This window comes from Thalassobacter stenotrophicus (assembly GCF_001458315.1).
Lineage (GTDB): Bacteria > Pseudomonadota > Alphaproteobacteria > Rhodobacterales > Rhodobacteraceae > Thalassobacter > Thalassobacter stenotrophicus.
The window spans coordinates 477,713-501,329 of the sequence record NZ_CYRX01000031.1; the positions used below are offsets into that span (position 1 = coordinate 477,713).

At 57.1% G+C, this 23,617-nt stretch carries 21 protein-coding genes and 1 tRNA gene; 6 read left to right on the plus strand and 16 right to left on the minus strand.

Annotated features, from left to right (window positions below):
• Positions 1 to 18: 18 nt before the first annotated feature.
• From THS5294_RS12920 to THS5294_RS12930, 3 genes are all read right to left on the minus strand, one after another.
• Complete coding sequence (locus THS5294_RS12920) at positions 19 to 1,008, minus strand: alpha/beta hydrolase (protein ID WP_058124087.1); 990 nt, start codon at positions 1,006 to 1,008, stop codon at positions 19 to 21.
• A gap of 49 nt (positions 1,009 to 1,057) precedes the next feature.
• A complete protein-coding gene (locus THS5294_RS12925; protein ID WP_058124088.1) occupies positions 1,058 to 1,792 on the minus strand; it encodes an alpha/beta fold hydrolase in 735 nt (244 codons plus the stop codon).
• A 73-nt stretch (positions 1,793 to 1,865) separates the two neighbouring features.
• Complete coding sequence (locus THS5294_RS12930; protein ID WP_058124089.1) at positions 1,866 to 2,090, minus strand: hypothetical protein; 225 nt, start codon at positions 2,088 to 2,090, stop codon at positions 1,866 to 1,868.
• A 224-nt stretch (positions 2,091 to 2,314) separates the two neighbouring features.
• Here THS5294_RS12930 and thrS point away from each other — a divergent pair, with 224 nt between their 5' ends.
• On the plus strand, positions 2,315 to 4,261 hold the full coding sequence (gene thrS / locus THS5294_RS12935; protein WP_058124090.1) for a threonine--tRNA ligase: 1,947 nt from the start codon (positions 2,315 to 2,317) through the stop codon (positions 4,259 to 4,261).
• Here thrS and THS5294_RS12940 read toward each other — a convergent pair.
• The gene (locus THS5294_RS12940; protein WP_058124091.1) at positions 4,258 to 4,587 is read right to left on the minus strand and encodes an ArsC/Spx/MgsR family protein; all 330 of its coding nucleotides are present in this window, start codon (positions 4,585 to 4,587) and stop codon (positions 4,258 to 4,260) included. The genes thrS and THS5294_RS12940 overlap by 4 nt on opposite strands.
• Positions 4,588 to 4,749: 162 nt before the next feature.
• Here THS5294_RS12940 and THS5294_RS12945 point away from each other — a divergent pair, with 162 nt between their 5' ends.
• The gene (locus tag THS5294_RS12945) at positions 4,750 to 4,959 is read left to right on the plus strand and encodes a cold-shock protein (RefSeq protein ID WP_038006922.1); all 210 of its coding nucleotides are present in this window, start codon (positions 4,750 to 4,752) and stop codon (positions 4,957 to 4,959) included.
• A gap of 53 nt (positions 4,960 to 5,012) precedes the next feature.
• On the opposite strand, the gene THS5294_RS12950 is transcribed toward THS5294_RS12945, so the two are convergent.
• From THS5294_RS12950 to THS5294_RS12960, 3 genes are all read right to left on the minus strand, one after another.
• Positions 5,013 to 6,902 carry an acyl-CoA synthetase gene (locus tag THS5294_RS12950; protein ID WP_072936638.1) on the minus strand — a complete coding sequence of 630 codons (1,890 nt, stop codon included), beginning with the start codon at positions 6,900 to 6,902 and terminating at the stop codon, positions 5,013 to 5,015.
• Between the two features lie 204 nt (positions 6,903 to 7,106).
• Positions 7,107 to 8,942 (minus strand): ABC transporter transmembrane domain-containing protein, encoded by a 1,836-nt coding sequence (locus tag THS5294_RS12955; RefSeq protein ID WP_038006916.1) that lies wholly within the window; start codon positions 8,940 to 8,942, stop codon positions 7,107 to 7,109.
• A gap of 141 nt (positions 8,943 to 9,083) precedes the next feature.
• Positions 9,084 to 9,157: transfer RNA gene (locus THS5294_RS12960), tRNA-Gly, on the minus strand.
• 151 nt (positions 9,158 to 9,308) lie between these two features.
• Here THS5294_RS12960 and THS5294_RS12965 point away from each other — a divergent pair.
• The gene (locus THS5294_RS12965; protein WP_058124092.1) at positions 9,309 to 10,349 is read left to right on the plus strand and encodes a helix-turn-helix domain-containing protein; all 1,041 of its coding nucleotides are present in this window, start codon (positions 9,309 to 9,311) and stop codon (positions 10,347 to 10,349) included.
• A gap of 152 nt (positions 10,350 to 10,501) precedes the next feature.
• The gene (locus THS5294_RS12970) at positions 10,502 to 11,707 is read left to right on the plus strand and encodes an acyl-CoA dehydrogenase family protein (RefSeq protein ID WP_058124093.1); all 1,206 of its coding nucleotides are present in this window, start codon (positions 10,502 to 10,504) and stop codon (positions 11,705 to 11,707) included.
• Positions 11,708 to 11,842: 135 nt separating this feature from the next.
• On the opposite strand, the gene THS5294_RS12975 is transcribed toward THS5294_RS12970, so the two are convergent.
• The 7 genes from THS5294_RS12975 to THS5294_RS13005 all read right to left on the minus strand — a co-directional run bounded on the left by THS5294_RS12975 (position 11,843) and on the right by THS5294_RS13005 (position 19,584).
• Positions 11,843 to 13,183 (minus strand): NAD(P)/FAD-dependent oxidoreductase, encoded by a 1,341-nt coding sequence (locus THS5294_RS12975; RefSeq protein WP_058124094.1) that lies wholly within the window; start codon positions 13,181 to 13,183, stop codon positions 11,843 to 11,845.
• A gap of 1 nt (position 13,184) precedes the next feature.
• Positions 13,185 to 14,735 carry a trimethylamine methyltransferase family protein gene (locus THS5294_RS12980; protein ID WP_058124095.1) on the minus strand — a complete coding sequence of 517 codons (1,551 nt, stop codon included), beginning with the start codon at positions 14,733 to 14,735 and terminating at the stop codon, positions 13,185 to 13,187.
• A complete protein-coding gene (locus THS5294_RS12985; RefSeq protein ID WP_058124096.1) occupies positions 14,732 to 16,210 on the minus strand; it encodes an aldehyde dehydrogenase in 1,479 nt (492 codons plus the stop codon). Before THS5294_RS12985 ends, THS5294_RS12980 begins: the two co-directional genes overlap by 4 nt.
• Positions 16,207 to 17,115 (minus strand): dihydrodipicolinate synthase family protein, encoded by a 909-nt coding sequence (locus THS5294_RS12990; protein WP_058124097.1) that lies wholly within the window; start codon positions 17,113 to 17,115, stop codon positions 16,207 to 16,209. The genes THS5294_RS12985 and THS5294_RS12990 overlap by 4 nt, the downstream gene beginning before the upstream one ends.
• Positions 17,105 to 17,821, minus strand: a complete 717-nt coding sequence (locus tag THS5294_RS12995; protein WP_058124202.1) for a GntR family transcriptional regulator — start codon at positions 17,819 to 17,821, stop codon at positions 17,105 to 17,107. Before THS5294_RS12995 ends, THS5294_RS12990 begins: the two co-directional genes overlap by 11 nt.
• A 164-nt stretch (positions 17,822 to 17,985) precedes the next feature.
• Positions 17,986 to 18,930: a DMT family transporter gene (locus THS5294_RS13000; RefSeq protein ID WP_058124098.1), complete on the minus strand. Its 945-nt coding sequence runs from the start codon at positions 18,928 to 18,930 to the stop codon at positions 17,986 to 17,988.
• A 108-nt stretch (positions 18,931 to 19,038) separates the two neighbouring features.
• A complete protein-coding gene (locus THS5294_RS13005) occupies positions 19,039 to 19,584 on the minus strand; it encodes a YaeQ family protein (RefSeq protein ID WP_058124099.1) in 546 nt (181 codons plus the stop codon).
• A 188-nt stretch (positions 19,585 to 19,772) separates the two neighbouring features.
• Here THS5294_RS13005 and THS5294_RS13010 point away from each other — a divergent pair, with 188 nt between their 5' ends.
• Positions 19,773 to 20,387 (plus strand): HD domain-containing protein, encoded by a 615-nt coding sequence (locus THS5294_RS13010; RefSeq protein WP_233486477.1) that lies wholly within the window; start codon positions 19,773 to 19,775, stop codon positions 20,385 to 20,387.
• 106 nt (positions 20,388 to 20,493) lie between these two features.
• Here THS5294_RS13010 and THS5294_RS13015 read toward each other — a convergent pair whose 3' ends face one another.
• Both THS5294_RS13015 and THS5294_RS13020 read right to left on the minus strand, forming a co-directional pair.
• The gene (locus THS5294_RS13015; RefSeq protein WP_058124100.1) at positions 20,494 to 21,636 is read right to left on the minus strand and encodes a glycine cleavage T C-terminal barrel domain-containing protein; all 1,143 of its coding nucleotides are present in this window, start codon (positions 21,634 to 21,636) and stop codon (positions 20,494 to 20,496) included.
• 161 nt (positions 21,637 to 21,797) lie between these two features.
• Entirely contained in the window at positions 21,798 to 22,289 is a 492-nt protein-coding gene (locus THS5294_RS13020; protein WP_058124101.1) for an Lrp/AsnC family transcriptional regulator, read from the minus strand.
• Between the two features lie 208 nt (positions 22,290 to 22,497).
• Between THS5294_RS13020 and THS5294_RS13025 the strand changes: the two genes are divergently transcribed.
• Positions 22,498 to 23,523 (plus strand): LacI family DNA-binding transcriptional regulator, encoded by a 1,026-nt coding sequence (locus tag THS5294_RS13025; protein WP_058124102.1) that lies wholly within the window; start codon positions 22,498 to 22,500, stop codon positions 23,521 to 23,523.
• Positions 23,524 to 23,617: the final 94 nt, after the last annotated feature.

The following is a 23,617-nucleotide window of genomic DNA, read 5'->3' on the forward strand; positions in this document are numbered from 1 at the left end:
CCTGTGAAGCGGCAGTGATTAGGGAGCGATGAGTGTTTGCGCCCATTTCGTGATGGATGCAACGGCGTGATCGGTCATCCCGGGCGATAGAATATCCCCGGCGATAACGTGGCTATAAGGGTCATCATCGGGGCCGACCGTAACCGGCTCAAGCTGGACCGGTCCGCCCCATTTCGCAGCAACCGCCCGAGTAGCCGTGGAGGAGACGACCTGATCAGCATCAGAAAACAGGAACATCGCCGGGAGCTGAGCCGTTGAGACATCCAAACCCGCCGCATAGCGTACAATCGCTGCCATCGGCATCGCCGCGATCGTTGGGTATGCGCTGGTCCAATAGGCGCCGTGAGCCTCATTCCTAACCTCAAAGCTGCGGTTCTGCCCCGCAATGAGTGGCGCCCAATAGCGTGCGGCGGGCCAGCTCAGCAATTGCCCCGCGGGATTGGCCAAGCCGAAATTCGGCGATACGAACACATGCCCAAGGATGCCCTCCGAAAGGCCCGGATTTATGGCCGTCGCGGCCGCGAGGGTGCCGCCCGTGGACGTCGAAATCACAAGGACTTGGCGCCCGATCTTGCGGCCAATCGCATAGGCCTCGGCCACATCCTGCAACCACGCACCCGCCGTGGCCGTGGCCATCGCGGCGCCATCTTGGCCGTGCCCAGTTAGCCGCGTGAAATACAGGTTGGCCCCAAGCGCCTGCGCGACCCGGTCCGGAACGGGGCGAATTTCCTCAGAACTGGCCGAAAAGCCGTGGATGTAGACGACCGCCACATCGGTCTGCGCGCCGGGGAGCCCATGCCAATGGATGCGTTTGTGGGTGCCGAGCCGCAGGTTGGGCACAAGGGCCTCTGACTGCGCCAGATATGCATCAAGATCATCCGGCAAGGCATTAGGATCAAATGCACTTGCAGCCTCGACTGGCTCATATGGGCCAAACACCCATAGCCCCGCCCCGATTGCCACCACCACCGCGATAACCCGCGCTGTCCACGTCAAAAATTCAAGCATCAATTTTTCCTCCACCCTGCATGGATAAGGGCGAAGCAAGGGGCCTGCGTCAAGACGCAGAAACTTCCGCGACGCAGCGTTCGATTAGGTGCAGGCATTCAGGGTCGGAAAAACTGTGATCCTTGTCCTTGACCAACAAAAGCTGCGCATCGGGGCATTGTAGATGATCCAAAAGACGCGTGGCCTCTGATGTCGGGACCGCGTTGTCTTGGGTGCCTTGCACCATGCGGACAGGGCAACTTAGGGACAGAGGCGCTGTCAAAACCCGGTTCTCAGCCCCATCGTCGAACAGTCGTTTGGTAAAGATATAAGGCTCGCCATAGTCGCTGGGCTGGGCCACGTGGCCTTCGCGCACTACTGTGGCGCGATCTGCCTCAGACAGGCCGTCCCAATGGCGGGTTGTAAAATCAGGTGCAGCGGCAACGGTGACCAACCCCTTAAGGCGTTCAGGTATCTCGCGCGCGAGCAGAAGTGAAATCCAACCGCCCATGGAGGAGCCCACCAGAACCAGCGGGCCTGTCGTCAGTTCGTCCAGCACGGCGCGCGCATCATCGCGCCAATCGCCGATGCAGCCATCGGTAAACGCGCCCGAGCTTTGCCCATGCCCTGAGTAATCGAAGCGCACGAATGCACGACCTTCACGGCGCGCGACGGCTTCTAGATGGGTCGCCTTGGACCCTTCCATGTCAGATTTAAAGCCGCCCAGAAAAACCACGGTCGGCCCTGCACCCTCGGTGCGGTGATATGCGATGCGGCGGCCTTGGGTTGTGTCCAAATATTGCACGTGCTGCTCCCCTCTTGTTTTTTACGGTTATGCCGCAAAGAGCGAAGGGTGTCAGGCCTTGATTGAGGACGACCTAGCCGCTGACGTAGACGGCTTGCTTGGGGCGATAGAACGTCTTTTGATTGTGCAGCCGCCCCAACAGATCATGAATGTCCTTCAGCTGCTCCGCCGCGTCATCGGGCGTGCCAGCACCAACCAATTGCGCCTCATTGAGCGCGCGTTTCTTGCGGCGCAGTGCTGCCTCGATCAGGTCAAGGTCTTCTACACTCAGATCAAAAGTCCGGTTGGGGGTGGGCATGACGACGGCCTTTGTACGGTTACAAAACTTTCTTATCGGAAACATGGTGCGCAAAAGCGACTTTTCCAGTATTTTCTGCGACTTAAATGCCTATCTCAGCATACATTTGCATACCCAGATCAGGCGCGGGTTGACGCCCCCGGCGGCACCCGTCACAAAGCGGCCGAACATATTACCCGCAACCGGGCGCTCCGTGGGCGCCAAAACGACGGAGGACACAAACGATGTCCCAGATCACCCTCACCTTTCCCGATGGCAACACACGTGACGTAGACGCTGGCACCACGCCCGCTGAGGTCGCGGCGGCGATTTCCAAATCGCTCAGCAAAAAAGCGATCAGCGCGCAGGTCGACGGCGCCCATTGGGATCTGGCATGGCCGCTTGAGGCCGATTGCGCCATTGCAATCAACACGATGCAAGATGCAGAGCCCGCGCTAGAGCTGATCCGGCACGATCTGGCCCACATCATGGCCCGCGCCGTTCAAGAGTTGATGCCTGACACAAAGGTCACCATCGGCCCCGTACGTGACAACGGCTGGTTCTATGACTTTGACCGCGCAGAGCCCTTCACCCCCGAAGATTTGGGTGCGATTGAAAAGCGGATGAAAGAGATCATCAACGCGCGCGAACCCGTCCGCACCGAGCTTTGGAGCCGTGAAAAAGTTCGCCAGTACTACATCGACAATAACGAACCCTATAAGGTCGACATCCTTGATCGCATCCCCGAAGGCGAAGACATCCGCATGTATTGGCATGGCGAATGGATGGACCTGTGCCGTGGACCGCACCTGCAACACACAGGCCAAGTGCCCGCCGATGCATTCAAGCTGACCAACGTCTCGGCGGCGTATTTCTTGGGCGACAACACCCGCCCCATGTTGCAGCGCATCTACGGCGTGGCCTTCCGCAACCGGGACGACCTCAAGCAGTACATGACCTTCCTTGAGGAAGCCGAAAAACGGGATCACCGCCGCCTTGGGCGCGAGATGGACCTGTTCCACATGCAAGAAGAAGCCCCGGGCCAAGTGTTCTGGCACCCCAACGGCTGGCGCATCTATACCGACCTCCAAGATTTCGTACGCCGCAAGCAGCGCGCTGGCGGCTATGTTGAGGTCAACACCCCACAGGTCGTCGATCGCAAGTTGTGGATCGAATCCGGACACTGGGAAAAATACCAAGAGAACATGTTCATCGTTGAGGTGGACGAAGATCACGCGCGCGAAAAAGCTGTCAACGCTCTCAAGCCAATGAACTGCCCCTGCCACGTGCAGATTTTCAACCAAGGGCTTAAATCCTACCGGGACCTTCCCCTGCGGATGGCGGAATTTGGGTCCTGTGCGCGCTATGAGCCCTCGGGCGCATTGCACGGGATCATGCGGGTGCGCGGGTTTACCCAGGATGATGGCCACATCTTCTGCCGCGAGGACCAGATCGAGAGCGAGACACGCATCTACATCGACTTTTTGTCGGACATGTACCGCGACCTTGGCTTCACCGATTTCCGCGTCAAGTTTTCAACGCGGCCTGAAGTACGCTCCGGCTCTGATGAGGTGTGGGACAAGGCCGAGGCCGCCCTGCTGGATGCCACCCGGGCGGCGGGCATTGAACCCGAGATCAACCCCGGCGAAGGTGCATTCTACGGCCCAAAGCTTGAGTTCGTTTTGACCGACGCCATCGGGCGCGATTGGCAATGCGGCACGCACCAAGTGGATTTCGTCCTGCCTGAGCGGCTGGACGCCAGCTACATCGGTCAAGACAGCCAACGCCACCGCCCCGTAATGCTGCACCGCGCGACCCTCGGCTCGTTTGAGCGTTTTATCGGCATCCTGATCGAGGAACACGCGGGCAAACTGCCCTTCTGGCTCGCGCCGCGTCAGGTGGTTGTAGCCTCAATCGTGTCGGACGCTGATGATTTTTGCACGGACGCAGTGGCACAGTTGAAAGCCGCTGGCATCAAGGCAGAGACCGATTTGCGCAACGAAAAGATCAACTACAAGGTACGCGAGCACTCGCTCGGTAAGGTGCCCGTGATCCTCGCTGTGGGCCGCAAAGAGGTTGAGGATGGCACAGTTACCCTGCGCCGTTTGGGTGAAAAACAGACGCAGGTTCTACCGCTCTCTGAGGTGGTCGAAATGCTGGCAGCAGACGCCGTAGCGCCCGACCTGCGCTAAACCCCAAAGGCCGCCTGAACAGGCTTGCCCCACCCCAAAGTAAGCGTCCCGTCATGATCAATGACGGGGCGTTTCATCAAAGTCGGATGCGCCTGCAAAAGTGTCAGCGGCTCTTGCGCCCGCTCTTCCTCCGACAGGCCACGCCACGTGGTAGACCGCGTGTTTAGCAAGTCGCTCCCCAAAACGTTAAGAAACGCTTCAAGCGTTTCACCCCTTAGGGGCGCGTCACGCACGTCGTGAAATTCCGGTGCAAAACCGCCCGCTTCCAAAGACTTAAGCGCCTTGCGGCATGTATCACACGCCTTGATCCCGTATAATTTAACCATTCTATCCCCCTGTCACGCGACCTAGCGAAAATCGTGGTCGCTGCGCATCGCCTTGTCTTTGATGGTTTACGCAATACTTAATTTCCCATCAAGCTTACGGCCGGGGTGGCTGAAGCAAAGAACAGACGCCCATGGGCGAACGGACAAGTAGGAGACACCGGGATGGCCACCGGCACTGTAAAATGGTTCAATACAACAAAGGGTTATGGTTTCATTGCCCCTGACGACGGCGGAAAGGACATCTTTGTCCATATTTCTGCGGTCGAACGCGCGGGCATGACGGGCCTGCGGGATGATCAAAAAATCCAGTTTGAATTGCGTGAGGGTCGCGACGGCCGATCCTCGGCGTCTGACCTCGTCGCTCTCGACTGACGCTTGCGTGCGCGCCCCGCATAACACCGGGGCGCGCCAAAGCACCGGCTGGCTTATTCAGCCCATTCCCACGGTTGCGCATAAACCCCGAGGACCTTTGAGACTTCGCCCTCGTGCGCCTCACCGGTACGGGCCACATGCGCGACGAGGCCACGCTTTTTATCTTCGACCACACGTTCGACATGGGCGGCTACGCCTGCCTCGCCCAACGCGGCGTTGTACACCCGCATGATTGCGGATTTGCGAAGGTCAGGCTTAAAGATTTTGCCCACTGCTGTCTTGGGCAACTCCTCCATGATCTCAATGTACTTCGGCTGCGCGGCGCGCTCCGACACGTGCTGCTTGGCATAGGTCATCAACGCGTCACTTGTGACATCGGCGCCAGTAACCAGCTCAACATAGGCGCACGGCAACTCACCCGCGAACGCATCGGGTTGCCCAATGGCTCCGACAAAGGCCACTGCCTCATGACCTGCCAGCGCTTCTTCGATTTCTGCGGGGTCAATGTTGTGCCCTCCACGGATAATCAGGTCCTTTGCGCGCCCGGTGATCCACAGATAGCCGTCCTCATCTATCCGCCCCAAATCACCCGTGCGCAGATAGACATCGTGGTAAAACAGGTCCCGGTTTTTGTCGGCCTCTGTATAGGTGCTGCCCTCTAGCACCCCAGGATTATCAACACAGATCTCTCCGATCTCATCGGTGGCGCATTCGACAACCGCACCATCTTTAAGCCGCAAAATTTTAACGTTGGAATGCATGAACGGCACCCCGACTGAGCCGACTTTTTTGACCCCATCCACCGGGTTGCACGACACAAGACACGTGGCCTCGGTCAATCCATACCCTTCGATGATATTAACCCCAGTCGCCGCCTCAAACCGATTAAATAACTCGACCGGCAGCGGGGAAGACCCGGAAAACGCTGTCTTCACGCTTGAGATATCCGCATCCACAGGGCGCTGCATCTTGGCCGAAATCGCCGTAGGTACGGTGATGATGAAACTAATCTTCCATCGCTCAACCAACTTCCAAAAGTTGTCGAACACGCCCTCGCCACGGTACCCTTGAGGCGTAGGAAACACCACATGGGCCCCTGACGTAACCGCCGCCATCAAAATGACATGGCACGCAAAGACATGGAACAACGGCAATGGGCAGATGATGTTGTCATGTTCCGTGAACAACAATCGATGCCCGATCCAGCCGTTGTAAATGATGCCCGCATAGGTGTGCTGCGCCACCTTAGGCATACCCGTGGTGCCGCCCGTGTGGAAATACGCCGCGACGCGGTCCCCTGCACTGTCGGCAAAATCAAGGCCATCACTGCGATGCCTTTGGCACTCAGCCTCAAAATCCAAGATGCGCGCCTTGTGCGTAGCAGCAACCTTAGGCCGAACCAAAGGCACCACAAACCGCTTGAGCCCCTTCAAATAGCCTAACAGATCCACCTGCAACACGGCTTCAACATTTGGTGCCAGCGCCACGGCCTCAGCCACCTTCTGCGCAACATCAGTCTTGGGAAAGGCCCGAAGCGTGACCACAACCTTGGCGCCCGTCTCCCGTAGGATCGAGGCGATTTGCGCAGGCTCCAGCAAAGGGTTCACCGGACACACAACACCCGCAACCGCACCACCCAACAATACGGCAGGCGTCTCGTTGCAGTTGGGTAAAACGTAAGCAACCGTATCGCTCTCACCCACCCCCAATGACCGAAACAGGTTGGCAGCTTGCGTTACACGGCCATGGAACTCAGCCCAGTTTAGGGTCACAGCCGGATCAGACGCCCCTGAAAACAACTGAAACGAAATGGCCGGGCGATCAGAATGCCGCGCCGCAGTCTGAGACAACAGTTGATACAGCGTCGACGCTGGTGCAACATCCGGCCAAGGCTCGGTACGCTCGATTTCCACAATATCGGCTTTGGACGCAAACGACGCCATGATGCCACCCTCCCTTAATGACCACGCCGCATCGGGCGCTTGGCATCAAGAATGCAAAACAGCCTCACACAAAACAACCGTGACGCTGCGTGCGAGCCGCGCCTCCTTTGTTCCAAAAATACTCCGGGGGCGGCCGCAGGCCGGGGGCAGCGCCCCCTAAATCAAAAATGCCCCCAATTAGGGGGCACCTCTTAAACGTTTGATTTATTCCGCTGCGACACCGTCAGTGAATTGCAGCCGCGCCAGTCGGGCATACAGCCCCCCCTGCGCGACGAGGCTATCATGCGTGCCCTCCGCAACGATCTGACCATCCTCAAACACAAGGATGCGATCGGCTTGTTTCACTGTCGCAAGCCGATGCGCCACGATCAGCGTCGTACGGTCCTTGGACATTGCCGTCACGGCCTCTTGGACCAGCCGCTCACTCTCGGCATCCAACGCACTTGTGGCCTCATCCAGCAATAGGATCGGTGCATCGCGCAAGATGGCACGTGCAATGGCGATCCGCTGTTTTTGGCCGCCCGACAACATCACGCCCCGTTCACCGACATAAGTGTCATAGCCCTCTGGCAAAGCCGACAAAAACCCATGCGCGGCGGCGGCTTTGGCGGCGGCCTCAACCTCTGCATCACTCGCCTCTGGTCGCCCAAAACGGATATTTTCACGCGCCGAGGCCGCAAAGATCACCGCCTCTTGCGGCACCAACGCCATGGCCTTGCGGAAAGCCGCACGGTTCATCGATTGCAGGTTCAATCCGTCCAAGCGGATTTCGCCCTCGCTCGGGTCGTAGAACCGTTGGATCAACTGAATGATCGTGGATTTACCCGCCCCGGACGGTCCCACGAGTGCTACGGTTTCACCCGGTTCCACGCGCAGCGAGATACCGTTCAACGCCGCGGTTTCCGGTCGGGCCGGATAGCGGAAGGTCACATTGTCAAATTCCAACGCCCCGCGCCCACCATCGGGCAGCGCTTGGGGCACCACTGGGTCTGCCACGGCGTCTTGTTCTTCAAGCAGTTCAACCAACCGCTCGGTCGCGCCCGCGGCCCGCTGCAACTCGCCCCAAATTTCGGACAAGGCACCAACCGCCCCTGCGACCATGATCGCGTAGATCAGGAATTGGATCAGCTCGCCGATGGTCATGATTTCGGCACGCACATCCCGCGCCCCGATCCACAACACACCCACAATCCCGACAAAAATCAGTGAGATAACGATCACTGTCATCACGGCACGGGTCTTGATGCGGGTCTTCGCGCTCTCGAATGAGGCTTCGGTGACCGAGGCGAACAGGTTCGCTGTCTGACGCTCGTGCGTAAAGGCTTGTACGGTTTGCGCGGACAACAGGTTCTCTGATGCTTTGCCAGAACTGTCCGCAATCCAGTCTTGGTTTTCTTTGCTCAGGCGACGCAGCCGCCGCCCCAACACGATAATCGGCACCACGACCAGCGGCACAATCATCACGACAAGGACCGACAATTTGGGCGTGGTCCACATCATTAATCCCAGCCCACCAAGGAAAATCAATATGTTGCGCAGCGCAATTGAGACAGACGAGCCAATAACCGACAACAGCAGCGTCGTGTCCGTTGTAATCCGGCTCAAAACCTCACCCGTCATGATTTTCTCAAAGAATGAGGGGCTCATGGTGATCATCCGCGCGAAAACCGCCGTGCGAATATCCGCGACAACGCGTTCACCCAACCGGGTCACAAGGTAGTACCGCAACCCTGTCCCAATAGCCAAAAGCCCAGCAATTCCGAGTGCCGCCAAGAAATACTTGTCTAGCAATTCAGACGATCCCATCTGAAACCCATCCACCACACGCCGCACGGCAAGGGGCAGTGTCAGGCTAACACAAGCGGTCAGAACAAGGGCACCGATGGCCGCGAACAACAACGTCCGGTAAGGCGCCATGAACGGCCACAGGGCCTGCAAAGAGCCTATTTTCTTGGAGCGCGCACGCTCCTCCTCGGCCGGTTTAGGCTGGGATACCGGAGCCGAAGCCGAGGCTTGGCCAATGTCAGTCGCATCAGTCATGTGGGTGTGTCCGCATCGTTTGCAACTGCTTAAAGGCCCATGTCGAGCGTGACAAGCATCCGGCCCAAACTGGAGCGCTTTGCCGCGCCGCTATGGGCACCCGCACTTCAACGATACTCTGGCGTGTAATGGGAAACAGGTTGGAGCGGGCGACGGGAATCGAACCCGTATCATCAGCTTGGAAGGCTGAGGTCTTACCATTACACAACGCCCGCGACCTTGTGTTGGTGAGTATTTGACCTTTTGAGTGAGGTCAAGACCCACAAAGCGGCTACGCCCGCATGACCGTAAGCCTGCCCTGGCACCAGCACGACCAAAGAGACGCGGGAGTTCAACCTTGCGCAATCCAGTGATAGCAACAGCCCTATGACCTCGGCCACGCCAACGCATTATTCAACTGTTTCTCGCCTGTTCATTGCGGACTGGCTCGACGCCCTGCGCCCGCTTTGCACTGAGGCTGAGTACCAATCACTGCTGGAACGCTCCAATCTCATTGTAGATCAAAACCCATCTCAAGGCCGGGTGACTTTGGATCAAATCGTAGGTCTATATCAGCGCGCAGCGGTCGAGACTGGCGATGAAATGATGGGCCTTTGGAGCAGGCCAATCAGACCGCGCGCGCTGCAACATCTTTTGACATCGGTACGCGAAGCGACCTCGCTGTCGTCTGCGCTGTACCGCTTTTCGACATTCTGGAACCTGCTTCTGGATGACTATCAGTTCACACTCACACAAATAGATGCGGAATGGGTTCTATCCCTACGCCCAATGGGTCAAAGGCCTGTGCAGCGTTTTGGACATATGTTGATACTCAAATTGGCCCATGGATTGCTGTCGTGGCTTGCACGGCGCGAAGTCCCGGTCAGCAGTGTCGGTTTCGCTTTTGAAAGCCCCAGTTTTGCGCAGGACTATGCGGTTATTTTCCCGGCAGCTGTTGCCTTTGACACGTCCGAAACGTTCATCGCTTTTGACCTACAAGGTCTTGGACCCGTTCAGATGCGCAGCACCGCCGAGTTGGACTTGTTTCTAGAAAACGCGCCAAGAGATTGGATTTTCACCAGGTCCAGCGAACACACTCAGGCGTTACGCGTCCGAAGCTACCTTAGCACCGCGGGATGGGACAAAACCACGCTGAACGACGCGGCCCGCTATATGCACACGACGCCGCGCACACTGATGCGTAAGTTGCAGGCTGACGGGGTATCGTTCCAATCCATCAAGGATGATTTGAGACGCGATATAGCGATCCGGCACCTGTTGGTCGGCGAAAAGAGCGTTGAGGCCATTGCCCATGAAGTCGGTTTTTCCTCGGCCGCAAATTTCCATCGGGCCTTTCACCGATGGACGGGAAATACCCCGCGTGCCTATCGGCGCCAGACGAAAGATATTGTCACTTTTAGACAATAACCTGTCACCTCTCGAGATTTATCGGGACAAGCCTAGCCGCTAGAAATCAATCAAAGCCCTCGTATGCGGGCTAATTTCAAAACCACCTCTGAGCACAGGCCCTAAGGGGCGTGGCAAGATGTGACTATTCTATATATCGAGGGAAACAACACATGTCCGAAAAACTCAGCGCTATTCTTGAGATCGCCCACACCCATGCCACAGAGGTTATCGCGCCGAGTGTGGACGCGTGGAACGCTGCAAAAACATGGCCGCGTGATGCTTCGGACAAGGCGGGTGCCGCGGGATTGATGGGGCTTTACGCGCCCGAAGAATTGGGCGGCCAAGGGCTGCCTTTGGCTGAGGGTATTCAGGTTTATGAACAACTCGGGCTTGGCGACGGCGCCTACGCCTTTGCCCTTTCGATGCATAATATCTGCACCTTTGCAGGTTGTGGCTATGGCACGGACGCTTTCAAAGACACATGGGCGCGTGATCTTACCTCTGGCCGTAAACTAGCAAACTTTGCATTGACCGAGCCGCAATCGGGGTCTGATCCAATGCAGATGTACACACGCGCCACCATTAACGGTGACGGCACGTGGACCATCAGCGGTAAGAAAGCATGGGTCAGTTTGGCGTGCGAAGCCGACGTCTATTTTACCGTCGTCAAGACCAGCGATGCACCGGGCCACAAGGACATGGCGATGATCGCCATTCCAGCGGATGCTGAGGGTATCAGCTTTGGCCCTCTGTACGACACGCCGTCCTACAACTTCCTGCCGATGTCAGAGATGCATCTGGACCGTGTCGTTGTGAGCGAAGACAATATCATTCTCCCGATCGGTCAAGGCCTGCAGGGGTCGCTGATGGCCATTGATATCGCGCGGGTGTCCATCGCATCCGGGTGTTGCGGGCTGATGCAAGCCGCACTTGATACGGCGCTGTCTTATGCCAAGAACCGCAAAATGTTTGGCGGCAAAAACCTCGATCTTGATGGTATCCAGTGGATGTTGGGCGAGGTTGCGACCGACCTTGAGGCCTCTAAGCTGCTGTATCGAAAAGCAGCTGAGGCGCTCGGCACGCCGGAAGGCCCCTTGATGGCCGCGCACGCAAAACGCTTTGTGCCTGACGCGGCGGTGAAGGCTGCGAATACATGCACTCAGGTCTTGGGCGGTATGGGCCTTTTGCAACCGTACGGGTTGGACCGGTTGTCCCGCTTGGCGCAGATGTTGCGGATCGTTGATGGCACGACGGAGATCAGCCGGGTCGTCATCGGCCGCGCCCTGCAAAAGCGCGCAGCGACACTGCCAGATTTACCCGTCCCTAAAGGATTTGGTGAGACAGACGAAAATCCCGGCTCAATCGCGGCTGAGTAGCCCAGACTTATCTGCGCGCCCGCACTCAAACCCTTGATCTGGTCAAATGAGATGATGGCTTTGCCATCTATTTTGACCAGATCACTGCCGCGCAGATATCTTTGATATCCGCGCTCAGAATGCGCGCACCAAAGCTTAAAGCTCTCGGCCGGCTTTGAGCTCTTGAACCCGCAAGTAGCCGTTTGCGCCATACTTTGTGATCAATCGCGGCGGCAACTTGGTGGGCTCACCATCCGCGAGCATACGGTCCAGACGATCAGACTTCGTGTTTGTCGCCAACTCGGCCGCGAGGATGCCAGCCAACGTGCCCCGCGTTGTGCCCAGACCGTTCTGACAGCACGCCGCAAACAGCTCCTCATCCAATTCGCGCACAACTGACACGTTGTTCCGGCTCAGACAAAGCCGTCCGCCCCAGCGGTACTGCATGTCAACGTCAGCCAACATTGGAAAGCGCGCACAGAAGGCGCGATCATGGTCCCGCGCGACGCGGGTGATACGGCGTTGATCCACCTCCATCGAGGGATCAAACGTGAAGCGATTGCGCACAATAATTCTGTCACCCTCCGGCGATGAAATACGGCGCACAGTCGTCCCCATGGGATCTGCGGGCGTGATGCCCCAGACGCGCTGACCACCCAGCCGAGCCATCTCTGCGGCACTAAGGGGCCGCGTCATAGAGGCATATGTGAACACATGCATTAGATGGTTTTTGAGGAAACCAAAGCTGTTGAGATGACCGTTCACTGCCAAGATGACCTTGGGCGCGGTCACCTTTCCCGCTGGTGTGGTCGCGGTCCAATCCCCATCGCGGCTCAGCCCGGTCACGGGGCTGTTTTCAAAGATTTGCACCCGGTTGGACGACAAACCCTGTGCGACGCCTCGCACATAAGCTGCGGGTTGGATCATCGCGGTGCCGGCCGTGTAAAGCCCACTGCAGTAATAATCTGTGCCCGTTAGGTCCTTCATGGATTGGGCATCAAGCATCTCGGACGCCTCACCCATGCTGGCCAGATGCGCAGCGTATTCGCAGTTGTGCGCGTGACCTTTGGCCGTCGCCGCCCCGTTGATTTTGCCGGACTGAGAGAACACATCCTCGCCCAAGCCAAATTCGCGCGCCATCTCAGCGGCAAAGGCAATTGCGTGCCGATTGTCCGCAGTAAGTGCCCGGTCCTTTTCGCGCGCCCCGCCATAGTCCGCCGATGCCAGATCATGCGGCAGATCAATCATAAAGCCCGAATTGCGCCCTGCGGGCCCTTCGGCCACGCGCCGCGCCTCTAGCACGGAAATGCGGTCCGATGGGCATAGCTGTGACAGCCGCCGCGCCGCAGCCAAACCCGCAAAACCAGCGCCGATCACAATCCAATCCGCCGTCAGATGACCCTCAACGCTTTGCGGCCGCGGTGCATTCGGCAGCAGTTCGTTCCATGCGGCAGGGCCAGGATCGATAGGCAACTTGCTGACGGCAATACGGCTCATGTCACAGGTCTTGGTTCAATGCATCAGCGGCTGGGATCTCGCGCTCACGACGTGCGATGTAATCCAGAAGTTCCTCATTCACACCGGGATCAAGCGTGGGTTCCTCATATTCGCCCAACAAATCACGGACACGTTTCAACGCGCGTTCATTGATCTCAACTGCTCCGTCCGCTTGCCATTGCTCGATGGAATTGTTGTCGAACATTTCGGGCATAAAGAACGCGTCTTGGAAGTTTTCAAGCGTGTGCGGATGGCCCAAATAGTGGCCACCGGGCCCAACATCAGCAACCGCCGCAAGCCCCTGCTCAAAGTCATCCCACTTGATGCCCGAAGCCATCCGGTGCCCCATTGCGCATTGCTCCGCATCGACCACAAACTTCGCCATCGAGCAGTGCATACCGGCCTCGTTCCAGCCAGCAGAGTGCCAGATATAATTGGCCCCTGACATCAGAACTGCCATCATTGTGGTCGCGCTCTCATAGCCTGCCTGAGCGTCAAACGTTTTTGCCCCGCCCAGTGTATTTGACGTGCGCCACGGCACATCATAGTGCCGGGCCATCTGGCCAATCATCATGTTCATCAAGCTGATCTCGGGGGTGCCCGCCATAGGGGCCCCGGACTTCATCGACACGGTGGCCAGATAGTGACCATAGATCGCTGGTGTGCCTCTTTGAATAACTTGCGTGTAGGCCAACGCGGACAAGGCTTCGGCATTCACCTGGGCCACGGTGGGCGCGACACTGGCTGGCGTGTTGGCCCCACCTAACACGAACGGCGAACACAGGACCGGCTGGTTATATTTTGCGAACGCCCGCATCGCGCCAAGCATTGTTTCATCCCAGACCAGCGGCGAATTCCCGTTGCAGTTCCCGGTGACGACCGGATGGGTCATCATGAACTCGCGCCCGAAAAGGATGGCGCACATGTCCATCACGTCTTCCGCGTTCTTGGGGCTTGTTGTCATGCCCATGAACGTCTTGTCCGAGTGTTTCATCGAAGAATAGGTAATGCGCAGATGCCGCTGACTGATCGGATGGTCATAAGGCTCAACGATGTGATGCGCCGAAGAGTGGATCGCAGGCAGCATATGGCTGAGTTTGTGAAAGTTCGCCAAGTCATCGAGCGTCGGGTTTCGCCGCTTGTCTTCCAGATCACGCAGGAACGGGGCCCCTGTCATGGGCACGAAAATCGCGTGATCGTTGCCAAAGGGCAGGTTCTTGTCGGGATTGCGCGCATGATACGTAAAGGACGAAGGGATGGTTTTGATCAACTCCCGCACGAGGCCACGATCAATGTGAACGCGTTCACCCCGCACATCGGCGCCTGCCCTTTTCCAATCCGCAAGCGCGATGGGATCGCGAAACACGACCCCAACATTCTCAAGAATATGCATTGAGGCATTGTCGATCCGCGCGACCTGCTCGGGTGACATCGGTTCCGTCAACGGGATGCCACGTTTAAGAGCGGGCAACATATTCGTGTCACGCTTTTGGCGGATCGCTTTGCGCGCCCCCCGTCCACGGCGTGTGGTTCCAACGGCCTCAACACTCATCCGACATTGTCTCCCTCACGCGGATCACTCAGGTCGATCCAGATCGTCTTAAGCTCGGTAAATTGGTCATGGGCATGGATGCCGTTATCGCGTCCTCCGAACCCTGATTGTTTGTAGCCGCCAAAGGGCGTGGCCATATCGCCCTCACCGTAGCAATTCACGGTAACGGTGCCCGCACGGATGGCGCGGGTTGCGCGGATCGCGCGCCGGGTGTTGGCGGTAAAGACAGAGGCCGCAAGACCGTAGTCGGTGTTATTCGCGATCTCGACCGCTTCGTCGTTGCTGGCCACTTCGATCACGCACAGGACCGGGCCAAAGATTTCTTCGCGGGCTTTGGCGTCATCCGCCGTTACATCATAGACGACAGGGTTCACGAAAGGGCCGTCACCTTGATCCTGTGGATCTAGAAATCCGCGCACTTTTTGGCAGTGATCTGCGTCAATCAACGCACCAATGTGTGTGCACGGATTTAGCGGGTCACCGACCTTCCAATCGCGCAGGCGGGCTTCGATCCGGACCATCAGGGGCGCTTTGACATCCTTGTGGACGATCAGGCGCGACGTTGCCGAGCAGTTTTGCCCCGCATTCCAGAACGCCGCATTCACCACATGCTCCGCGACGTGATCCAGATTTTCGGCATCATCAAAAACCACTGCGGGGTTCTTGCCCCCGCATTCCAGCACGATCTTTTTCAGGTTGCTGTCCGCCGCATAACGCAAAAAGCGTTTCCCGGTCTCGGTGGAGCCGGTGAAGCTGACCATATCCACGTCCATATGCAGGCCAAGGGGTTCGCCCACAGAGGGCCCATCCCCGGGCAAAACCTGCAACACTCCGCGTGGAATTCCCGCCTCATGGGCCAGTTCGGCCACGCGCAAAGCCGTCAGTGACGTTTGCTCTGCGGGCTTCACGATCACGGAGCACCCCGCCGCAAGCGAAGGCCCGATCTTCCACGCGAGCATCATCAGCGGGAAGTTCCACGGCAAAACAGCACCGACAACACCAATCGGTTCCCGCACAATCATCGAGATCGCATCGTCCCCGGTAGGACTGGTCTGATCATAGATTTTGTCGACGGCCTCTGCGTGCCATTTGATGCAATGGATGGTTTCGGGAATATCAATCGTCTCGCAGTCTCGGATCGGTTTGCCGCTGTCGAGGCTTTCCATCACCGCCAGTTCACGGCGATTGCGGGTCATCAACTTGCACAGCTTGATCAGGATCTCTTTGCGATCCGATGGGTGCATTCGGGACCAATGCCCTTGCTCAAACGCCTCCCGGGCCTTGGCCACCGCAAAATCAACATCCACAGCGTTGCACCCCGATATCTGGGCCAACACCTCGCCTGTTGCGGGGTTTGTGGTTGCAAACGTATCACCCGAGCCCGCGCGGTATTTACCGTCGATGAATGCGGTACGGGGCAAGTCCAATTCACCCGCAATGGCGCGGTATTCTGCATGGGTCAAAAGATCGGTCATATTGTTTCTCCCGTGATGGCAGAAACTGCCGTGTTCATGGTCCGGATGACTTGGGCGAGCTGGCGTTTGTCGTCCTTGTTGAGCGGTTGCAAAGGACGGCGTGGTGGCCCTGCATCAATCCCGCGCAGGGTAAGGCCGTATTTGATGCACTGCACAAATTTGCCCCCCTGCTCCAACACCCCCATCAGTGGCAGCATCGCCGACATAATGGCGCGGCCTTTGGTGAAATCACCCTCAACTGCGCAGGCCTGATACAGCGCGATATGCGCCTCAGGGGCGAAGTTTGATCCCGCACAGACCCACGACCGCGCACCCCAAGCGAAAAACTCCAGCGCCTGATCATCCATCCCACAAGATAACGCGATATGGGGATAATCCCGCGCCAGCATGTGAACGCGATTGATATCGCCGCTGCTTTCTTTGATCCCGCAAAAGTTGGGCGAGCGGCCCAATCGATCCAGCGTTTCCTCGTCCATATTCACGGACATACGACCGGGATAATTATAGAGCATCACAGGCAGGTTAGCGGCCCGGTCAATGGCCAACGCGTGCAACGCAATTTCACGCCCTGTGGGATAAGCGTAAGGCGGCGTGGCGACCAACAAGGCATCGGCACCCGCCTTTTTCGCCTCTTGGGCGTAGAGGATACTGTCCTCCGTACGGATCGCGCCGGTGCCCACAATCATGGGGACGCGCCCTGCGATCAATTCCGCACATCGGTTCATCATCCAGATGCGTTCTTCTTCGGTCTGGGCATAGTATTCACCGGTTGAGCCCGCCACGATGATCCCGTGAACACTCGCCGCGACCAAATGTTCAACGGTCTGCGCCAACGCCTCTTCGTTGACCGAGAAGTCATCGTGATAAGGTGTGACCAGCGGGGTGTAGATACCTTCAAAGTGCATTGCGGCGGTCTTTCATTGAGATAACGTCAAGTGGCAGCGGATCTGGGCGCACGTATTTCTCCATCTCGTTCCGAGACAGGTCCCAGTGCTGCAATGTGAGGTCGATGGCCAAGGATGGCTCTTTGGCTTCGATTGCAGAGATCATTGCATCGTGTTGATCTACGGCCTGCGCGATCCGGTTTTGATCCAACTCAGATTGCGGATCAAAGAACGTCTGGCTCAGTCGAGTATGGTCGATCAGCATCCTCTTAAGGCTGGCCATCAAATACGGGTTATGGGCCATGTGACCGATTTGTTCGTGAAACTGATGGTTCAGTATCGCGCTCTCACCGACGTCGCCGGCTTTGGCAGCTGCAGTAAAAGCGGCTTGTATTTTCCTAAGGTCCGCCACCTGAAGGCTTGTCCTGCTCTCTGCGGCTTGTCGCGCCACCGTGCAGTAAATCAACGGTGCTGTCTGAAAGAACACGCGCATCACCGACAGGTCCATCGAGGCGACCTTTGCCCCACGGTTCTCCTCAAGGCGCACGTATCCGTCGCCAGAAAGCCGGTGAAAAATTTCCCGAAGGGGCGTTCGAGAGATGCCGTATTCCTCCGACAGGCTCACCTCATCGAGGTCCGAACCCGGCGCAATTTCCAGCGACAAGATACGTTTGCGCAGATCATCGGCGCAAGATGACTTACTTCGTTTGGTTTTCTTCTGATTCATACAATATGTATACAAACAGTATGCAAATTCGATCAAGCGTTTCCTGCGTCAGCTTTTGGTGGATGAACAACGCCGAACAGACACCGCTCAGGGCGGTGTTCAAAATTGAATGGGGGAATATCGAGCCAATCATCACCATAAAGGGCGCAGGCTTGAGGTGCAGATCAAATACGCGCTGCGGGGTCAGTCGCTGACTGACGGGCAGTTACGCGCTCGCGGTGGATCATATACAGACCCGCCCCGATAATGATGGCAATACCCGTAAGGGCCATCGCATTGGGAAAGTCGCGAAACACCAAATAGCCCAGCAAAGTCGCCACGGGCAGTTCTAGGTATTGCAACGGTGCAAGTGTGGCCGAGGGCGCAAGCGACAGCGCATAGGTCATCATCATATGGCTAAGGGTCGCGAAAAAACCGACACCAAATAGCCAAAGCCAGTTGATCCCTTGGGGCCAAACCGGATCGAGCATCGCGGAACCTGTGCCCTCTGCCAGGATCATGACCGGCAGGCACAGCAAGCTGGCGATCAAGCCCGTGTGGAACTGCAACGCAACCGGGTGCATCCGCCGCGACAGACCGCGCGTGACCAAAATGTAGAACGCAAACCCCACAGCCGTGCCCAGCGGGAACAATGCGACTGCGCCAAAGGCTGCAAAACTGGGCTGGATCACACACAGGACCCCCACAAACCCAACCATCGCGGCACCCACCCTGCGTGGACCGACATCTTCGCCCAGATAAAACTTTCCGACCAGAAGCACGATGAAGGGCGCCAAGAACACAATCGCCAACGCGTCAGCCAAAGGCATCACTCGGATCGCGGCGATAAAGCAAAAGGTCGAGGCCAACAAAAGCGCGGCACGTGATACAAGAGCCAACCATTGCCCTCGCGCGACATGCAGCGACACGCCCATGATCCAGACAAACGGCGCCATCAACACGCATTGCACCAGAAAACGCGCTGTCGTGATTTGCCCTACCGGGACGCTGTCTGAGGCCAGCTTGGCCGCCACATCCAAGAGCGGTGCCGTAACGCAAAACCCCAGCATCAGGGCGACACCGGCAAGGATGCGATCGTTCGACGGGGTGTAAACTGTGGCTATACTCATGAAACCCGGCTACAGGCTCTGCCCTACGCGGGTCTGTTCATTTAGCGACAATCACGTGTCGGCTTGGGCCGCATCAGCCAAGGCCTGTGGCCGATGAAGGAGCGCGGTTTATGCCGCCCCTTTCCACTCCACTGGCGTTAGGTACACCATGCTATCGTCCACACTCACCATGACTTCACCGTCCTGAATATTTACCTGAAGCTTCATGGTCCGGCTCGCCAACTTTGCCAGGGCGTCCGTTTCGACCTCTGCCAAATTCACGACCTGCAAATTATCAAACCGGGTGGTGCTGTTCTTAACCTTATCCCACCACATCTCGGCCGTTTTGCCGCCGTAGGGATAAAGGATCACCCTGCCCGCCTTGCCACAAGACTGACGGATCACCTTCTCACTTGGCAAACCCAAGGCCACCCAAACATCCAGCTCGCCGCTCAGGCTTTTTTGCCAAATGTCCGGCTCATCATCCGTGGAAAGCCCCTTCGTCATTTCCAGATGCTCATGCGCGTTTAAAGCAAAGGCAACAAGGCGCACCATCAGACGCTCATCCGTCTCGGAGGGATGCTTGGTCACGGTCAGCTTATGGGTCTCATAGTAGTGCCGATCCATATCAGAAACTGAGAGTTCGACTTTATAAATGGTGGCTTTCTGCGCCATGACCTGTCCCAATCCTGCAAAGATTGGGATGCCTACTCCGTCTCGCGCCCTTTGGAAAGAAGGCTATGGTCAAGGACCTGTCAGAAGGTTTGTTGCTATGCCACATAGGCCCCGGTGTGCAGGAAGGTGATTGGTCTTGTGTTGACCGCCCCGACAAACGCCGGAATATGCCCAAAGGACGCAACTCGATGGGATTACGCGGAATGTCGGAAAAAGTGAATTTCACAGCCATGAAGGACGGCAGCCGCGAAGAGTATGAAATGCTCGAAGCCTTGGAAGAGGTCCACCGAGCCGGAACCGCAAACCGGCTGCTGCGCGAGCTTGCGACCCAAGCCGAAGAATCGCTCAGCGGGTATCAGATCACGCGGTTAGAACACGGGTTGCAGGCTGCGACGCGTGCTCGCGAGGCGGGTGCCGACACGGATTGGATTGTCGCCGCCTTGCTGCATGATATCGGTGACGGATTGGCCCCGCAAAACCACGACAAGTTCGCCGCAGAAATCATGCGCCCTTTCCTACGCGAAGAGGTCACATGGGTGGTTGAGCATCACGGCATTTTCCAAATGTACTATTACGCCCATCATTACGGCTGGGATCGTGAGCTGCGCGCGCAATACAAAGACAACCCATACTATCAATCATGCGTGGATTTTTGCGAGCATTGGGATCAGTCCAGCTTTGACCCCGAATACCCGACTGACCCGTTGGACAGCTTTGCAGAACTGGTTCACGAGGTTTTCTCGCGCAAAGCCTTTGATCCTGCCCGTATACAGCCCGGGAAAGTGATCGGCGTTCCGGCCTAATGATCTGAAGCACCGCATTGCAATCGAACGGCACACAGACGTTTGACCGATGGACTGGCCGCAGCCATCCGTAAGTGGACACTTACGGATGTCTGCTGAAGCATCATTACGCCGCTGCGATCTGCTTCTTGGGATCATAGAACGGACGTTCCACAACTGTTGCGCGCGTCGGGCCTGACATGGTCGCGACCTCAACCTCTGCACCCAACATAGCCGCATCTGCCGCGACCATAGCCAGCGCAATGTTTTGCTTTAGACGCGGCGAATATACAGCCGATGTCACTTTCCCAATCGCCTCACCGTCTTGATTGATATTCCAGAAGGTTGTGTTCGGCCCGGTCAGAGGGTCGCAATCAATCACCAACCCGACCTGTTTGCGCGCGGGTCCCTCTTCCTTGATCTGACGCAAGGCTGCCTTGCCGATGAAATCCGCCTCCATCTCTAGGTTGACCAGACGATCAAACCCCAGCTCAAACGGGTTCGTGTGAATGTCGGCATCCGCGTGATAGGACAGCATCCCTCCTTCAATTCGGCGGATCGACGACGTATGCCCAGGCTTCAGCCCATGTTGCAGTCCTGCGGCCATAATCCGCTCCCACAGGGCGTCGCCTTGGCTGCCATCGCGCAGGTACAGCTCATAGCCCAGCTCACTTGACCAACCGGTGCGCGAAACGACCAGCGGGATACCATCCAGCTCCAGCTCCCGCAGCCAATAGTATTTCAGATCCATGATGCTTTCGCCAAACAGCTCCTGCATGATGAGGCCCGATTTGGGCCCCTGAAGCTGAAGCGGCGACACGTCGGGCTCATGGATTTGGACGTCCATCCCGGCGAACACGGCTACACCCTGCGCCCACAAAAGAATGTCGCTGTCCGCCAACGAAATCCAAAAGTGGTTCTCGGCCAAACGCAGCAGGATCGGGTCGTTGAGAATACCCCCGTCCGCATTGGTGATCAGAATGTATTTACACTGCCCCACGGCCATCTTGGACAGGTCCCGCGGCGTGAGCATTTGCACAAACTTTGCAGCGTCCGGGCCGGTGATCTCAACCTGCCGCTCAACAGCCACATCACACAGGATCGCATCGTTCACGAGGTTCCAAAAGTTCTGTTCGGGGTCACCAAAGTCACGGGGAATATACATATGATTATAAACAGAAAAACCCTTTGCACCCCACCGCACGGTGGCATCAAAGAAAGGGGATTTTCGGATTTGCGTGCCAAAGCCAAAGTCGTCTGCTTGTGTCATATTTTCGCCCTCATATCAGGTGGCCTGACCGGCCAGATGTGTCTTTAAACCTGCTGAGGATTTAGATTGAAAATCTGAGGGGAGAAGGCCCGAAATTGGGGTATTTTCAGTCCAATCAGACCAAGAAATAGGCCCATCACAGACCGTTTGGTCGGATGCACCTATCTGCCGATGATAGCGCCCAATTTCGCAAGGCTCGGCTGACTGGATTTGACATGGCGCGTTGCGATGTAGGTCATGTACTTTTCAATCGCGAGGTCGGCAGACAACATGTCATCCATCAGTGCTTGGAACGCGGCCAGATTGGGTGTCACGATCGTCATGACATAATCCATGCCGCCGCCGGTCGCGATACAGTGGATGACTTCATCTAATTTCCGGATGTAATCCTCGAAACGGTCGAATTCGACCTTTCGGTGGGACCCAAGGGACACTGTCACAACGATCTGAGTAAAATCTACGATCCGTTCTAGCGCCAGATCCGCGTAATAGCCGCGAATGTAACCCGCAGCCTTGAGCCGATCGAGCCGCGCCCAACACGGCGTCGCGGAGAGGTTAACCAAAGCGGCCAGCCGCGTCTTGCTCAGCTGCCCATGCTGCTGAACGGCACTCAGGATACGAATATCCGTGGCATCAAGGTTCAGCTTTTTCATGCTCAGATCTCTCATCGGCTCATGCGGCCATATTGCGGCGGCCCTTTTGACCTAGCGCCGATTGTCCCTGCCAACAACATCGGACGTAAAACGGCACAAGGCGCCAGCATGACACCACACACCGCGCACGTTTATTTTGCGCGCGCCAAGATTTTCTGCTTTACGGTAACTTTCAAGGCGAGGTCATACAGACCCTAAGGCGCGTAGCATGACGAACAAAAAGATCCGCAACATGGAAGAATTCGCGACGGTTAGCGGATTGTCTCGCCCGACGGTATCCAAGTATTTCAATGACCCCGGCAGCGTACGAGCCAGCACCCGCCAACGGATTGAGGCTGCCCTAGAGGCGCACGAATACCGCCCGAATATCTATGCGATGAACCAGAATCGCAAACTGACCAAGACCATTGGCATTGTGGTGCCCCTGCTGACTGACCCCTATTTTGCAGAGATCGCCCGCAACCTAGAGCAACGCTGTATCGCTGCCGGATACCGCCCCACATTGTTCAGCTCGCACGGCGACCCCGCCCTAGAGGTTGAAGTGTTGGACACATTGCGCTCTCTCAAACCTGCGGGCGTGCTACTTGCGCCGTTGGGGCGGGCCTCCGACCACATCGCGCTCGAGAAATTCTGCGGTGACGTTCCGACCCTAATCTTTGACAGCAGCGTTGGTGAAATGGGCCTGTCGTTCGTGGGCTCTGACAACTTCCAATTCACACGCCACATTACGGACTACCTATGCCGCACCGGTGAGCCCCCCTGTTTTTTCGAGATGAAAACCCCCGCCAACCCGAACGCACACCGCCGCCGTCAAAGCTATCTGAACGCGATGGAGGCGTTTGGACATGCACCCAACGTGATTTCGATCGAAGGCGAGGGTTGGGGCTTTGAGGAAATTGGCCGCTTGGGCGGGCATCAAGCGCTTGAGCAGGGGCTGTTTTCGACCAACACGGTGCTGTGTAGCAACGACCGTTTGGCCATCGGCTTGCTGACCGCATGCTGTGAGAAAAAAGTAACCGTGGGGCGCGGCCCTGACACCTCGATTCGCATCGCAGGACAAGACGGCCACCCGCATTCGCGCTACACTTGCCCACCGCTCACGACCATTTCACACGACTATGACGCCGTTTCCGAGACCGCCGTAGAGGCTTTGTTCGCCGTAATCGATGGTGCGGTATCCGCTTGGAAAAGCACAAGACTTGAAGGCCGCCTGATCCTTCGAGATTCCGCGTGAGATCAAAATAATTTACGCGCGTAAATTTTTGATTGACGCAACGCACGGCTCCTCTTAACTTTGATGGACAACATCCAATCAGGGAGGATCAGGG